The 12244-nt window shown below is 62.4% G+C and carries 15 protein-coding genes; 7 read left to right on the forward strand and 8 right to left on the reverse strand.

From position 1 onward, the window contains the following. Position 1: 1 nt before the first annotated feature. Positions 2-1582 (reverse strand): HAMP domain-containing sensor histidine kinase, encoded by a 1581-nt coding sequence (locus U5L73_RS14540; RefSeq protein ID WP_322563010.1) that lies wholly within the window; start codon positions 1580-1582, stop codon positions 2-4. Continuing rightward, positions 1579-2307, reverse strand: a complete 729-nt coding sequence (locus U5L73_RS14545) for a response regulator transcription factor (protein WP_322563011.1) — start codon at positions 2305-2307, stop codon at positions 1579-1581. Before U5L73_RS14545 ends, U5L73_RS14540 begins: the two co-directional genes overlap by 4 nt. A gap of 144 nt (positions 2308-2451) precedes the next feature. On the opposite strand from U5L73_RS14545, the gene U5L73_RS14550 reads away from it, so the two are divergent. Then, on the forward strand, positions 2452-3057 hold the full coding sequence (locus tag U5L73_RS14550; RefSeq protein ID WP_322563012.1) for a sigma-70 family RNA polymerase sigma factor: 606 nt from the start codon (positions 2452-2454) through the stop codon (positions 3055-3057). A 37-nt stretch (positions 3058-3094) separates the two neighbouring features. On the opposite strand, the gene U5L73_RS14555 is transcribed toward U5L73_RS14550, so the two are convergent. Continuing rightward, the gene (locus U5L73_RS14555) at positions 3095-3625 is read right to left on the reverse strand and encodes a peroxiredoxin-like family protein (protein ID WP_322563013.1); all 531 of its coding nucleotides are present in this window, start codon (positions 3623-3625) and stop codon (positions 3095-3097) included. A gap of 107 nt (positions 3626-3732) precedes the next feature. Here U5L73_RS14555 and U5L73_RS14560 point away from each other — a divergent pair, with 107 nt between their 5' ends. Both U5L73_RS14560 and U5L73_RS14565 read left to right on the forward strand, forming a co-directional pair. After that, complete coding sequence (locus tag U5L73_RS14560; RefSeq protein ID WP_322563014.1) at positions 3733-4497, forward strand: AraC family transcriptional regulator; 765 nt, start codon at positions 3733-3735, stop codon at positions 4495-4497. Between the two features lie 52 nt (positions 4498-4549). Continuing rightward, positions 4550-5026, forward strand: coding sequence for a YHS domain-containing (seleno)protein (locus tag U5L73_RS14565; RefSeq protein WP_322563015.1), 477 nt, complete (start codon positions 4550-4552; stop codon positions 5024-5026). 33 nt (positions 5027-5059) lie between these two features. Here the strand turns inward: U5L73_RS14565 and U5L73_RS14570 are convergent, their stop codons facing one another. The 3 genes from U5L73_RS14570 to U5L73_RS14580 form a co-directional block, all read right to left on the reverse strand. Further along, positions 5060-6061, reverse strand: a complete 1002-nt coding sequence (locus U5L73_RS14570) for an NADP-dependent oxidoreductase (protein WP_322563016.1) — start codon at positions 6059-6061, stop codon at positions 5060-5062. A gap of 36 nt (positions 6062-6097) precedes the next feature. Then, a complete protein-coding gene (locus U5L73_RS14575) occupies positions 6098-6910 on the reverse strand; it encodes an oxidoreductase (RefSeq protein WP_322563017.1) in 813 nt (270 codons plus the stop codon). A 113-nt stretch (positions 6911-7023) separates the two neighbouring features. Next, a complete protein-coding gene (locus U5L73_RS14580) occupies positions 7024-7629 on the reverse strand; it encodes a TetR/AcrR family transcriptional regulator (RefSeq protein ID WP_322563018.1) in 606 nt (201 codons plus the stop codon). A 199-nt stretch (positions 7630-7828) separates the two neighbouring features. Between U5L73_RS14580 and U5L73_RS14585 the strand changes: the two genes are divergently transcribed. Together U5L73_RS14585 and U5L73_RS14590 are read left to right on the forward strand one after the other, a co-directional pair. Then, the gene (locus U5L73_RS14585; protein WP_322563019.1) at positions 7829-8764 is read left to right on the forward strand and encodes a DUF6929 family protein; all 936 of its coding nucleotides are present in this window, start codon (positions 7829-7831) and stop codon (positions 8762-8764) included. Positions 8765-8816: 52 nt separating this feature from the next. After that, complete coding sequence (locus U5L73_RS14590; protein ID WP_322563545.1) at positions 8817-8996, forward strand: hypothetical protein; 180 nt, start codon at positions 8817-8819, stop codon at positions 8994-8996. A 9-nt stretch (positions 8997-9005) separates the two neighbouring features. Here U5L73_RS14590 and U5L73_RS14595 read toward each other — a convergent pair whose 3' ends face one another. Then, positions 9006-9812, reverse strand: a complete 807-nt coding sequence (locus tag U5L73_RS14595; RefSeq protein WP_322563020.1) for an NYN domain-containing protein — start codon at positions 9810-9812, stop codon at positions 9006-9008. A gap of 103 nt (positions 9813-9915) precedes the next feature. Between U5L73_RS14595 and U5L73_RS14600 the strand changes: the two genes are divergently transcribed. Both U5L73_RS14600 and U5L73_RS14605 read left to right on the forward strand, forming a co-directional pair. Then, on the forward strand, positions 9916-10575 hold the full coding sequence (locus tag U5L73_RS14600; RefSeq protein WP_322563021.1) for a class I SAM-dependent methyltransferase: 660 nt from the start codon (positions 9916-9918) through the stop codon (positions 10573-10575). Positions 10576-10612: 37 nt separating this feature from the next. Further along, entirely contained in the window at positions 10613-10915 is a 303-nt protein-coding gene (locus tag U5L73_RS14605) for a hypothetical protein (RefSeq protein WP_322563022.1), read from the forward strand. A 20-nt stretch (positions 10916-10935) separates the two neighbouring features. Here the strand turns inward: U5L73_RS14605 and U5L73_RS14610 are convergent, their stop codons facing one another. Next, positions 10936-12063: a GGDEF domain-containing protein gene (locus tag U5L73_RS14610; protein ID WP_322563023.1), complete on the reverse strand. Its 1128-nt coding sequence runs from the start codon at positions 12061-12063 to the stop codon at positions 10936-10938. Between the last annotated feature and the right edge of the window lie 181 nt (positions 12064-12244).

Below are 12244 nucleotides of genomic sequence, written 5' to 3' on the forward strand. Positions count from 1 at the left end.
GCTAAACCTGCGCCCCTGCGGCATGCAGGTCGCTACAAACCGGCAACACCAGCGAAACAGTGGTACCCCCGGGCTGGCTGCTGTGGACTTCAGCGCGGCCGGCGTGAAGCTCGGTAATGCGTTTCACAATGGCTAGCCCCAAGCCTTTGCCGCCCTCACCGGTTGCAGGCGCCACGTTGGCTTTGTTTTGGTAGTAGCGCTCAAACAGTTGGGGCAGATCGGCCTGGGCTATGCCGGGTCCGGTGTCGCGCACTTGCAGCGCGACCCACTCAGCGCCCTGACGCTGTGCGGCCAAGGTGATGGTGTCGCCGGTGCGGCAAAACTTGAGCGCGTTGTCCAGCAAGTTAGACAACGCACGCTCGATCAACTCCACATCCACCGCAGCGCAAGGCGGGTCGGCCAGGTCGGTGGGCAACACGGCAAGCACCATGCCTTGCTGCTGGGCACGTGGCCCGAAGCGAAGTGCGATGTCGTCCAGCAGCTCGCCCAAGTCCATGACTTGGGGCTTGAGTTGAAACGCGGGCTCGTCGAGATGCGCCAAGTCGCCCATGGACTGCACCAGGCGCGCCGCGTTGCGGGTGTTGCGCAGGGCGGTTTGCACTAAGGGCAGGTCTGCGCTGTGCTGGGCTTGCTGCGCCCAGCGGGTTTCCAGGGTCTCCAGGCAGGCCGCGGTGGCGGTGAGCGGTGAGCGCAGGTCGTGCGACAGGTTGCTCACGGCCTCGCGGCGGAAGTGGTCCAGCCGGGCCAACAGGCTCCACTGCGCGCGCAGTGCGAGCAGCATGGCGCGAATGCCGTTGTGCAATTGACCCAGCTCGTCTTTGCTGGTGGCAGCGGCGCCCCACAGGTCGTCGGGCAGTGGCGGGGGCGCGTTGGGCTGGCCCTCTTGGGCAGTAGCGGGCGGCATGATGGGCAAGCCATGTTGGGTGACATGGGCGAGCGCAGTGGTAATGCGGGCCAACGGGCGCGTTACATGGCTGATAACCCACACCGCCATCAGCGTGCCCAGCCCCACCACCATGAAGATGAGCACCACAGTAGGCAGTGCAAACGTGCTTTGCAGCGCCATCCAGTTGCTGGGCGTGAGCAAAGGCTTGTCGCACACGACATACAAATAGCCATCGGGGGCAGCGTGCTGCCCAATAGAGTTGCGATACAGGGCGCGAGCCGCCACGATGGTGGCTGCGGCGCCGCTCTCGGGGTTGTCGCCCATGACATAGGGCATGGGCTTGGTGCCAGCCGCCTCTTGCACCGGACCTAACGCGACTTTCACCCCATGGGTGGAGGCGTCTTCTGTGGACGATGCCTTGACGGTGCCTTGGCTGTCGAGCAGGTAAATCTGGGTGCCCGGCTCAAAAAGAACCAGGTTGCCTAAAAAGCCGTCAAAGTTTTCTTGATACCGGTCTTGCATGGCGAACATGTCGCTGTGCTTGGCCACGACCCGATCCAGAAAAACACTGGCGCGGTAGTAGGCGCTTTCGTGCTCAAACTGCTTGAACGCCAAGCCCACCACCACCAGCACCCCCAGCACCGTAAAGAGGCCCGTGAGCAGGATGGTGAGCGCAATCTTGAAGCGAACGGTCATGCCGTGTGGTGCAACGGGATGTCGCGCATTTTGTAGCCCGCGCCACGCACCGTCAGGATGTATTCGGGGCGCAGCGGGTCGTGCTCTAGCTTGGCGCGCAGGCGGTTGATGTGGGTGGTGACGGTGTGTTCGTAGCCGTCATGGCTGTAGCCCCACACGGCGTTGAGCAACTCCGAGCGGGAAAACACCCGCCCCGGGTGCTGGGTGAAATACAGCAGCAAGTCAAACTCCAGCGCGGTGAAGTTGAGCCCCTGCCCGCGCAGCACGGCTTGGCGTTTGCTGGGCACGATATGCAACGCGCCATTGCGCAGGGTTTCGCCGCCATGGGTCTGCGCGCCTTGTGCCTGGCGCATCAGGTCAGAGCGCCGCAACAGCGCTTTGACTCGGGCCAGCAACTCGGCCAGCGAGAAGGGCTTGGTCAGGTAGTCATCAGCGCCCAGCTCCAGCCCTAGCACGCGGTCCAGCTCAGTGGATTTGGCGGTGAGCATGAGGATGGGGGTGCTGTTGCCGCGTGCGCGCAGGGTTTTGCACAGCTCTAGCCCGTCGAGCCCGGGCATCATCCAATCCAAGATCAAGAGGTCGTGCGCTTGATCGGTTTCTGCGTGCAGCGCGGCGCGCCCGTCAGCCACGCTGGATACAGCGTAGCCCGCGCTTTGCAGGTTCATGACCAGCACATCGCGAATATCGGTTTGGTCCTCGGCCACGAGGATTCTTTTGCTGTCCATAGCGCCTATGGTCGCGTGAGCGGGCAGATTCTTACGCATTTGTTATCTGGCTGTGATATTTCGGGAGCGAGGTGTGAGCTTGGGCACGCACAATCTATCCATGGCCTGAGCATCCCCCGACAGGCCCACCAGGAGCCCGCCATGATGACCGCACCCTTATTGCCCACCGGATCACACCCTTCCATTGCCACGTTTGCCGCCGCTTCGCTGGCTGTGCAACCTATCTTGGGCCAGGAAGACGTGTCTTTGGGCTGGGCCGACTTGGTGCCGCACCGCGAGTACCTGGTGCGCTACGCCCGACGCCAGTTGCGCGACGCCACCCAGGCCGAAGACGTGGTGCACGACGTGTTTGAGGCCGTCATGTCGGGCCATGCGCGCTTTGCCGGTCGCAGTGCCCTGCGCAGTTGGCTCACCGCCGTGCTGAAACACAAGGTGGTGGATTTGATTCGCACCAGTGCCCGCTGCGACACCACGCTGGACGCAGAGACCGACGGCGAAGGCGATAGCGAAGCGGGCCACAGCACCCACCTGGAGTGCCCGCGCCCCCGCCCTGACGAAGTCGCCGAGCAACGCGAACGCCTGCGCCACACGCTTGGCCGCATTGCTACCCTGCCGCGCACACTGCAAGACATTGTGCAGCTGCGTTTGCTGGGAGACGCCAGCTCTGAAGAAGTGTGCGAACGCCTGCAAATATCTGCCAACTGCCTGTTTGTGGGCTTGCACCGCGCGCGCAAGCAGCTGATGTGCTAAGCGACCTGGCGTGGTGGACACGCCGGGTCTTTGGGGCTCACACCGGGCCGGTGAACTCCCCGCGCGCGGGGTAGTCTTTCGCCAGCGCGAAGTCGATGGCACCGATCAGGTCTTGGAACTGCGGGCGCGCAAACGGCATGGTTTGCACCGCGCCGTAGTACAGCGTGCCGTCAGGGCGCACCATAAAAACCCCGGGTTCCGAGAACAGGGCGGGCTCTTCAATGCCGATGGATGTTTTGCCACGCGAGGTGCTGATGTAGAGGCCCCACTCGCGCGCGGCCTTGAGGCTCAAGCCGTAGCCAAACTTGACGCTCTGGGCGTTGACCTTGGTGGCCATTTGCTGAGCGCGGTCTGCGTCGTCGCTGCTGATCGCCACGACCTGCACACCCCGGCTCGCAAATTCAGGCATGAGGCGCTCGAGTTCCAGCAAATATTTGGCGCACACGGGGCAGTGCAGCCCACGGTAAAACACCAGCAGGTCAAAGTTGTCGCCCGGGTTGGCACCCAGTACAAAACGGCCGCCAGTGGTCAGCGCCACGTTCAGGGCGGGTACGGGAAAACGGGGCATGAGGGACTGTGATCGCATGGGGCTTCTTTCTAATCGGTCGAGTAAAGCAGGCATTCTGTAGTACCCAAGCAAACAAAGGTTCACTACTGATTGCATTTCGTTCAGACATGCCCACCACCTGCTTGCCCACTAACACCCAGCTGGACCGACTCAGTGCCCTGTTGCAGGCTGCCGCACCACGCGTAGAGCTGGGGGCACCCCATGCGCAACGCCAAGGGCAGCCCAACTGTTTGTCGATTGGTCTGTTGGCATCGGAAGACTCCCACACGCCCCACAGCTTAGTGGTTGCACAGGCTGACGGTCGCGAAGCCGTGGACACGCCGAGTGCTAGCTTGCGAATTCATTTGGACGGCCCCGGCGCCCCCATGTTGTTGCGCGAGTTTGCACAGGCGATCGTGATTCCACTGCGCGGGGCAGACGACGCCCTAGCTTTGGCGGTGCAACTGCTGTATGACGAACTGGTAGCACCGCGCTGCGGGCAGTCCGCCATGGTGGCGAGTGCAGGCAACATGCTGTTTATTGGGCTGTTGCGCCACTTGGTGGCCCAACCGCACACACGCCAAGGTTTGTTTGCGGGCTTGAGCGATCCGCGCATTGCACTTGCGCTGGTAGCCATGCATGAGCAGCCCAGCACCGGCTGGGTGCTGGAGTCATTAGCTGAGCGGGCGGGCATGTCGCGCACCGCTTTTGCCACCCGATTCAAAGACGCCATGGGCACCACGCCGGACAAATACCTGACGCAGCTCCGCTTGCTGATCGCCCAGCGAGCGGTGCAGTCAGGCAGTGGGCTGAAAGGTGCAGCCCGCGCATCGGGCTACAAAGATGCGTCTGCACTCTCGCGGGCGCTAGGGCGGGTGCGCAGCGGTTTGTAAGATTTTGGCGGCTCGCCAGACCAAGAGGCATTACCTCTACAGCCAAATGACGATGCCCAATCTATTTATCCGCTGCGCCGCCCTGCTGCTGGCCGCTTTCTCCACCTTGAGCCATGCCACCGAGCCAGTGAGCACTGGCTGGATGAGTGGGGCCGCTATCGGCGGCAAAGACACCGTGTCGTATTACTCGCCCGAGGCCAAAGCCAGCCACCAAGTGGCCGAGGGCAGCAGCACCTTTACTGTGCAGTACTTGGGGGTGCCGTGGCGCTTTGCCTCCAAGGCCAGCGCCGACAAGTTTGCCGCCAACCCAGCGGCCTATGCGCCGCAGTACAACGGGCACTGCTCCAACGGCTTGTCGTTGGGCGAGGGCTTGATACCCACCAGCGGCGCAGTGTGGGAGTTTTTTGACAACAAACTGCACTTGTTTTACGCCGAGCGCGGCCGCCAGCGCTGGCTCAATGGCGACTGGAAAGCCTATCGCCAGCAGGCTGACAAAGCGTGGCAAGAGATCGTCGCAGCCAAGCGCTAGGGGTGCGGGCATCGGGGCTTTGCGCGCGCACCATCATTGAACGCCGACAACCAGCTTGCCCTTGGCGCGCCCTGACTCCACATAGGCCATGGCCTCGTTGGTGGCCTCGAACGGAAACACCTTGTCCACCACAGGCAGGATGGTGCCCGCTTCAATCAAGCGCGTGATCTCGGCCAACTGGCTGCCGCTGGCGCGCATGAAGAGGAAGGAGAAGTCGACACCCAGTGCTCGCGCCCTGCGGCGCACACCGGCGCTGAGCATGCGGATGACCAGCTTGACCAGCGCAGGCGCTTTGATCTGCTGGCCAAACGCAGGGTCGGCGGGCCCGGAGATGGAGACGAGCTTGCCGCCCCGCTTAAGCACGTGCATGGATTTTTCCAGGGCCTTGCTGTCCTGGCTGTGCAAGACCACGTCGTAGTCGCGCAGCACGTCTTCAAAATCATGTGTCTTGTAGTCAATGACCACATCCGCGCCCAGGCGCTTCACCAAGGGCACGTTGGTCGTGCTGGTGGTGGTGGCGACGGTGGCGCCCAGGTGCTTGGCCAGCTGGATGGCGAAGGTGCCCACGCCGCCCGAGCCGGCCTGGATGAAGACCTTTTGCCCTTTCTTGAGCTGGGCCACTTCGACCAGCGCCTGCCATGCGGTCAGGCCCACCAACGGAATGGAGGCGGCCTCTTGCATCGACAGGCCCTCGGGCTTGTGAGCCAGCGAGGCCTCTTTGACAGGGACAAACTCGGCAAAGGTGCCGATGCGGAAATCATCGACCCGCGCATAGACGGCGTCGCCCGCCTTGAACTGCCGCACGCGGGGGCCCACCTTCACCACCACACCCGCCACATCGTGCCCCAGCACCAGCGGCATGCGGTACGGCAGGATGAGCTTGAACTCACCGTCGCGGATCTTGGAGTCCAGCAGGTTGACGCCCGCAGCGTGGACCTGCACCAATACCTCGTCGTCGCGCAGCTCCGGGGTTGGCATGTCGGTCAGGCGCAGGGCGCTCTTTTTTCCATAGCCGTTAAGTACAAATGCTTTCATGGTGAATCCGTGTGTGACTGAGCGTGCGGTGTTTGCTTAGGCGTGAAGGCGCAGGTCTTTGCGCACACCGGCGTCGAGCACGCTGGCGGGGGCAAAGCGGCGCAGCAGTTGCATGCGCTTGGCCAGGCCGGGGGTGTAGTGCAGCTTGGGGGTGGTGGCTTGGGCTGCTTTCACAATCGTCTCGGCCACCACCTCGGGGCCATCAGCGGTGACCAGCACTTCCTTCACCCGCTTTTCGATGCCGATGCAAATGGCGCGGTACGCGTCCAGAGGTGCGTCGGCTTGCAGCAGGTTCGCGTCAAACGGTGTGTTGATATAGGCCGGCTCCACCACCGACACGCGGATGCCCAGCGTGCGCAGCTCATGGTCCAGCGCCTCGGAGTAGCCGGCCACAGCGTGCTTGGTGGCGGAGTACAGCGCCATGTAGGGCATGGGCAAAAAGCCCAGCACCGAGCCGAGGTTGATGATGCGGCCGCTGCCCTGCGCACGCATGTGCGGCACCACGGCGCGCGTCATGCGCACGATGCCGAAGAAGTTGGTGTCAAAAATGGCGCGTGCCTGGTCCAGCGAGCTCTCTTCGGCCACCGCAGGCGCAACGCCAAAGCCCGCGTTGTTGACCAGCAGGTCGATGCGGCCTTCGAGCTTCATCAGTTGCTGCACGGCGGCGTCCACCGAATCGTCGCTGGTGACATCGAGGGGCAGTATCGCAAACGCCCCGCCTTTGGCTTTGCCGCCACGGCGGCTGGTGCCATACACCTGATAGCCGGCCTGCGCGAGCTGCTGCGCGGTGGCTTCGCCAATGCCGGAGGAGGCGCCGGTAACCAGCGCGATTTTTTTCTTGAGAGCCATGGTGTTCTTCCTTGAGTGTGTAGGTGTGGTGAGTGGGTTGAATTTGATTTCACATGACGATCGTCATATGTATTGGCGAAAAAAAAGGTGTTCATGGCGGTGCCGTGTATCTATCAGACGGTTGTGGAGAGCAGGTGCTGGAGCGCGGCCTCGCGCAGGCTGTCGGACAGCGCGGGCTCGTCCACCGCGCGGGCCAGCAGCAAGGCGCCGACCATGGTGGCTACGGTTACCAATGCGCGTTCGTGCGCTGCGGGTTGGCCCCAGTTGGGCGACTGCCGGGCGGCAAGGTCCACCATGGCCTTGATGTGCCGGGTGATCACCCGGCGCACGTCAGCCGCCTGGCGCGATGTCTCGGACCCCAGCGCGGCCAAGGGGCAGCCTACCTCGGTGTTGCCCATGTGCTCTTTGGACAAATAGGCGCGCAGCATGGCCTCTAACGATTGGTCTGCGGGCACGCCGCTCACCACCTCAACCACGGCCGCTGCTGATTCGGCGCAGGCCTGGCCCGCGGCTTCGGCCAGCATGGCCTCGCGGGATTCAAAGTGGGCATAAAACGCGCCGTGCGTGAGGCCCGCTTCTTTCATGATGTCTGCCACGCCAGTGCCGTCGTAGCCACTGCGGCGGATGGCCCGCGCCGCTACCGACACGATGCGGGCGTGGGTTTCTTCCTTGGCGGCAGCTCTGGCGTTGAGTTTTTCATTTCGCATGACGCGCATCATATTACTTTTGAAGTATCTCGTCCAGGAGCGTGTCATTCCGCACGGATCACCAGCACGCGGCGGGGCCTGGGTGCCGAGGAAGCTTTGGAGCTCTAGCGCACCGAATTTGCTATATTTTTCATAGCTAGTTACACATATTGCACCAGCGCCAACGCCATATTTGTCATCAATTTAGCAGGTGGGCAATCTATACTGCCGCATGGCCCAAGCCCACCCTACCCTTACCCCCCAGCTGCTGCGCCAGCTGACGTTAAACCCCGCAGACCACCCGCGTGGTGTGGCGCACTTGAGTGCGGCCAGCGGCTTGGTGCAACTGGGCGACCAGCTGTATGTGGTGGCAGACGACGAGGTGCACCTGGGCGTGTATGACCGCCGCGCCATGGACGCACCCGGCACACTGCTGCGCTTGCTGGGTGGCGACCTGCCAGAGGACAAGGGCGCGCGCAAAAAAACCAAGCCCGACCTCGAAAGCCTGACCCACCTGCCGCCCCTGCCCGGCTACCCGCACGGGGCATTGCTGGCCTTGGGCTCGGGCTCCAAGCGGCGGCGCGAAACCGGTGTGCTACTGGCGCTGAGCGCACACGGCGCACCCACAGGGGCACCACGCACCGTCGACTTGGCACCGCTGTACGCGCCCTTGCATGCTCGCTTTGCCGACCTGAACATTGAAGGCGCTTTCTTGCTGGGCAACGAGCTGCTCTTGCTGCAGCGGGGCAACAAGGGCAACGCCCTGAGCGCCTGCATTCGCTACGAGTGGAACCAAATGGCCCCATGGCTGCTAGGCGAACAAACCACACCACCCAGCCCTCACGCCGTGCAAGCTATGGACTTGGGCGAAGTGGATGGTGTACCCCTGAGCCTGACCGATGGCACGCCCCTGCAAGGCGGCGCCTGGGCCTTTTGCGCCGTCGCCGAAAGCACCGATGACAGTTACCACGACGGCGCCTGCATGGGCTCCGCCATTGGCATCGTCGCGCCCGATGGGCAAGTGAAGCTGCAACTGCTGGCAGGCGCCCCCAAGGTGGAGGGCATTGCCGCCCAAGCCACTGATGGTGGCTGGTTGATCACCCTGGTGACCGACCCCGACGAGCCCAGCACCCCCGCGCAGATGCTGCAAACGCAACTGGCGCTGTAAACATCCACCAGTCACTCGCCCCACGGCCCGACGCAAACACTACGGTGAGTATGTGATTGGGCCGCACAAAGCCGGCATCCAGGCCAACCGCTTCGCCCAGCAATACGGCCTGCGCCTGCTGCCCGACCTGTTTGAAGGCTTCAACCCCATGAGCTGCGACGACGCGGTGGACAAAGAAATAGAAGTCGCCATAGACCTGCAATCCGCCGGGTTCGGGGTTTGGCAGGCTTAGGGGGCTGCCTCAGTTTTCAGCGACTTTGGCGCTTACATACCTGCGGCGAACATGCAGATGCACGTTTGTCGAGCCCTCGCCCATTGGGACTTCTTTGATTTCTAAATATTCCTGCTTACGCATGAGCTTGCCAAGCTGAGCAAATCCATAGTTTCTAGGATCAAAAGACGGGTTGTTTTTGCCCATCTGACTACCCACTGGACCCAAAGGAGCCCATCCGTCATCCCGAGCGACTGCATCAATCGCCGTCAAAATCATTGGGCGCAATTCAGGCAACTGCGCTACTTCTGCTACCAGCTTCGCAGGCACTCCGGCAGGAGCTGCTTCGACCTTCGGCTCGTCAGGTTTAACGCGCAAAATTTCTGTGTAGATGAACTTGTCGCACGCAGCCACAAAGGGTTCAGGCGTCTTGCGTTCGCCAAAGCCATAAACCACTTTGCCCTCCTCGCGAATACGGGTAGCCAAGCGCGTGAAGTCGCTTTCGCTGCTGACCAAGCAAAAGCCGTCCACGGTGTCGTCGTGCAGCACGTCCATGGCGTCGATGATCAAAGATGCGTCAGTTGAGTTTTTGCCGCTGGTGTAGCTGAACTGCTGTATCGGCTGGATGGCCATTTTGTGCAACACCTCTTTCCAGCCCTTAAGGTTGGTGGTTGTCCAGTCGCCATAGGCGCGCTTAATTGTGGCGGTACCGTAGCGCGACACTTCAGCCAACAGCTCCTGGATGACGGACGCCTGCGCGTTGTCCGCATCAATGAGCACGGCAAGTTTTTGATTGGTGTTGGTAGCCATCGTCTTTCTCCCTATGTTTTGCGCCATCGTACTACGTGGTCCAATGCAGAATCTCGAGCTATTAACGAGGTATTTGCTACGCTTTTAGCGGCTGCTAGCGCATATTCCATGGGCGCCAGGTGTCTATTTCATGCCTAACTACGCCCTCCTCGCTACACTGCAAGCCATGCAACCCAACTGGTATGAGCGGCACATTTTGCCCACGGCGCTGGACATGGCTTGTGGCATGCCCATGATCGGGCGCATGCGCCAGCAGGTGGTGCCGCGTGCGCAGGGGCGCGTGCTGGAGGTGGGCATTGGCACAGGGCTGAACATGCGCTACTACGACAAGGCCCGCGTCACCCGAATCACCGGCCTGGACCCTGCCCTGCAGATGCACCCGCTGGCGCAGGAGCGCATTGCGAATGCGGGCTTGCAGGTGGATTTGATCGGGCTCTCCGCAGAGCAGATTCCGTTGCCCGATGCCAGCTTTGACACGGTGCTCATCACCTACACGCTGTGCACCATTCCCGACCCGCACGCCGCCCTGCTGGAGATGCGCCGCGTGTTGGCACCCACAGGAAAGCTGCTGTATTGCGAGCACGGGCGCGCGCCCGAAGCCTCGGTGCAGCGCTGGCAAGCGCGCTTGCAACCGCTGTGGGGCAAGGTGGCAGGTGGCTGCCATTTGGGGCGCGATGTACCCGCCTTGCTGCAGGCTGCCGGCTTTGCGCTGCCCGACCTGCAAACCCGCTACGTCACTGGCCCACGGCCCTTCACGTTTCATTTCTGGGGCGAGGCGCTGCCCGCATAGCTGCAGGGGCTGCGCGTTTTGAGATACAAACAGCGCCATGCCCCACACGCCTCCACAGTCACCCGATTTCACGCCCACCTTTGCGCTGGTACCGCCCGGCCCTGTGCCCGGGCCTTTGCAGTTGCTGCCGGTGAATGCCGACGTGCTGGCCGTGCACACGGCCGATGGCGCGCATGTGGGGTCGCTCAAAAAAATTGGCGCGGTCTGGAAATTCAAGGCCATGGGCTACGACGCAGCCGGCGGCATGGAGCCCGGTGGGGGCCCACTCACGGACCAGCACAACATGCAGTTCACCGCGCCTGATGCCGCCGAGGTGCGCGCGCGGCTGCTGGCCGGCTAAACCGGGGGTGCGGCTGGGCTTCAGCTCCTGACCCGATTGCGCCCACCGCGCTTGGCTAAGTAGAGAGCAGCGTCCGCGGCAGCCATCAGCCTATCGGTGGTTTGCCCGGCGGTGTAAGTGGCCACACCGATGGACACAGTAACCGGTAGCGGAGGGGTGGTGCTCAGCGGTTCGGCCTCTACCGCCAAGCGCAGGCGCTCGGCCACCTCGAGAGCAATCAGCAGGTTGGTGAGCGGCAGCACGATCAAAAACTCTTCTCCACCATAGCGGGTACACACATCGCCTTGGCGCAACCCCTCGCGCACGCGCTGTGCAAAGGAGCGCAGCGCATCGTCGCCGACCAAATGGCCGTGCACGTCGTTGATTTTTTTAAAGTAATCAATGTCGAGCATCAAGATAGAAAAGGGCTGCCCCGTGCTGACTGAAAACTCCAGCTGCTGGGCCAGCAGCGCGTCGAGCGCGCGGCGGTTGCCCTGCCCGGTGAGCGCGTCGGTGGCGGCATCGGTACGCACCTTGGTCAGCAAGCCGCGCAGTTGCTGGGCAAGCGCCGCGTTGGACAATTGCAGGGCAATGCCCTCTTGCACGCGCTTGGCAATGCGGCTGGAGTGATAGAACATGAGCACCTGAAACACGCTGAACGCCACGATCAGGTCTACGCTGTATTGTTGGGTGGCGTACCGCGCCAGCCCTAGCACCGAGATGCTCCACATCAGCCCGCTTTGCAGGTAGTAGCCGCGGATGTAAGGCACATACACCTGCGCGTTGACGGCGCTCACCCCGCACAACAGCGCCACCATGATGGCGTCCAACAGCACATCGTGCCCTGCCAGCAACCAGCCCAGCAGGCCCCACGCAATGCCGTCCAGCGCCGCCATGACTCGCAGGCGCAGGCCGTGGGTCTGCTGGTCGCATCCGTCTTTGAGGGCGCGGTCGATCGAGAGCAAACCCATCATCCACACCACAAAGAAGAGCACCAGCCAAAGCAGCAGGTTTTTGTCAGGCACACGCCCCCATGCCATCCAAGAGGCCACAAACCAGCCGGCTGGCGTGGTGTGCAGGGTTTGGCGAAACGACGCCACCCACAAGGCAAAGCCGGTTTGGTTGACCACCAAACGGTCGCTGACCGATAGATCGGGAAGGGGCTGCATGGGCGGGGTGGGTGTGGGTTTGCGGCTATTCGGGGTGCAGCTTCTGGATTCCATTCTACGGAGGCGTTTGCAAAACAACCATCCTTTTCGGATGTAACCGATTACGGCGAGGGCCTGTTGGGCCAAACTGGGCCGGGCTCGTAAAATAGCGCGCTTTGTCGTCCGGAATTCCTAAAAAATC

Source organism: Rhodoferax sp. (assembly GCF_034520025.1).
Lineage (GTDB): Bacteria > Pseudomonadota > Gammaproteobacteria > Burkholderiales > Burkholderiaceae_C > Allorhodoferax.

Bases quoted from the DNA above. Each gene is read 5' to 3' on its own strand.
- U5L73_RS14555 (WP_322563013.1), bottom strand. From the start codon at position 3,625: ATGCCCCGTTTTCCCGTACCCGCCCTGAACGTGGCGCTGACCACTGGC.
- U5L73_RS14575 (WP_322563017.1), bottom strand. From the start codon at position 6,910: ATGGCTCTCAAGAAAAAAATCGCGCTGGTTACCGGCGCCTCCTCCGGC.
- U5L73_RS14585 (WP_322563019.1), top strand. From the start codon at position 7,829: ATGGCCCAAGCCCACCCTACCCTTACCCCCCAGCTGCTGCGCCAGCTG.
- U5L73_RS14565 (WP_322563015.1), top strand. From the start codon at position 4,550: ATGCCCAATCTATTTATCCGCTGCGCCGCCCTGCTGCTGGCCGCTTTC.
- U5L73_RS14610 (WP_322563023.1), bottom strand. From the start codon at position 12,063: ATGCAGCCCCTTCCCGATCTATCGGTCAGCGACCGTTTGGTGGTCAAC.
- U5L73_RS14550 (WP_322563012.1), top strand. From the start codon at position 2,452: ATGACCGCACCCTTATTGCCCACCGGATCACACCCTTCCATTGCCACG.
- U5L73_RS14540 (WP_322563010.1), bottom strand. From the start codon at position 1,582: ATGACCGTTCGCTTCAAGATTGCGCTCACCATCCTGCTCACGGGCCTC.
- U5L73_RS14580 (WP_322563018.1), bottom strand. From the start codon at position 7,629: ATGATGCGCGTCATGCGAAATGAAAAACTCAACGCCAGAGCTGCCGCC.
- U5L73_RS14605 (WP_322563022.1), top strand. From the start codon at position 10,613: ATGCCCCACACGCCTCCACAGTCACCCGATTTCACGCCCACCTTTGCG.
- U5L73_RS14560 (WP_322563014.1), top strand. From the start codon at position 3,733: ATGCCCACCACCTGCTTGCCCACTAACACCCAGCTGGACCGACTCAGT.
- U5L73_RS14545 (WP_322563011.1), bottom strand. From the start codon at position 2,307: ATGGACAGCAAAAGAATCCTCGTGGCCGAGGACCAAACCGATATTCGC.
- U5L73_RS14600 (WP_322563021.1), top strand. From the start codon at position 9,916: ATGCCTAACTACGCCCTCCTCGCTACACTGCAAGCCATGCAACCCAAC.
- U5L73_RS14595 (WP_322563020.1), bottom strand. From the start codon at position 9,812: ATGGCGCAAAACATAGGGAGAAAGACGATGGCTACCAACACCAATCAA.
- U5L73_RS14570 (WP_322563016.1), bottom strand. From the start codon at position 6,061: ATGAAAGCATTTGTACTTAACGGCTATGGAAAAAAGAGCGCCCTGCGC.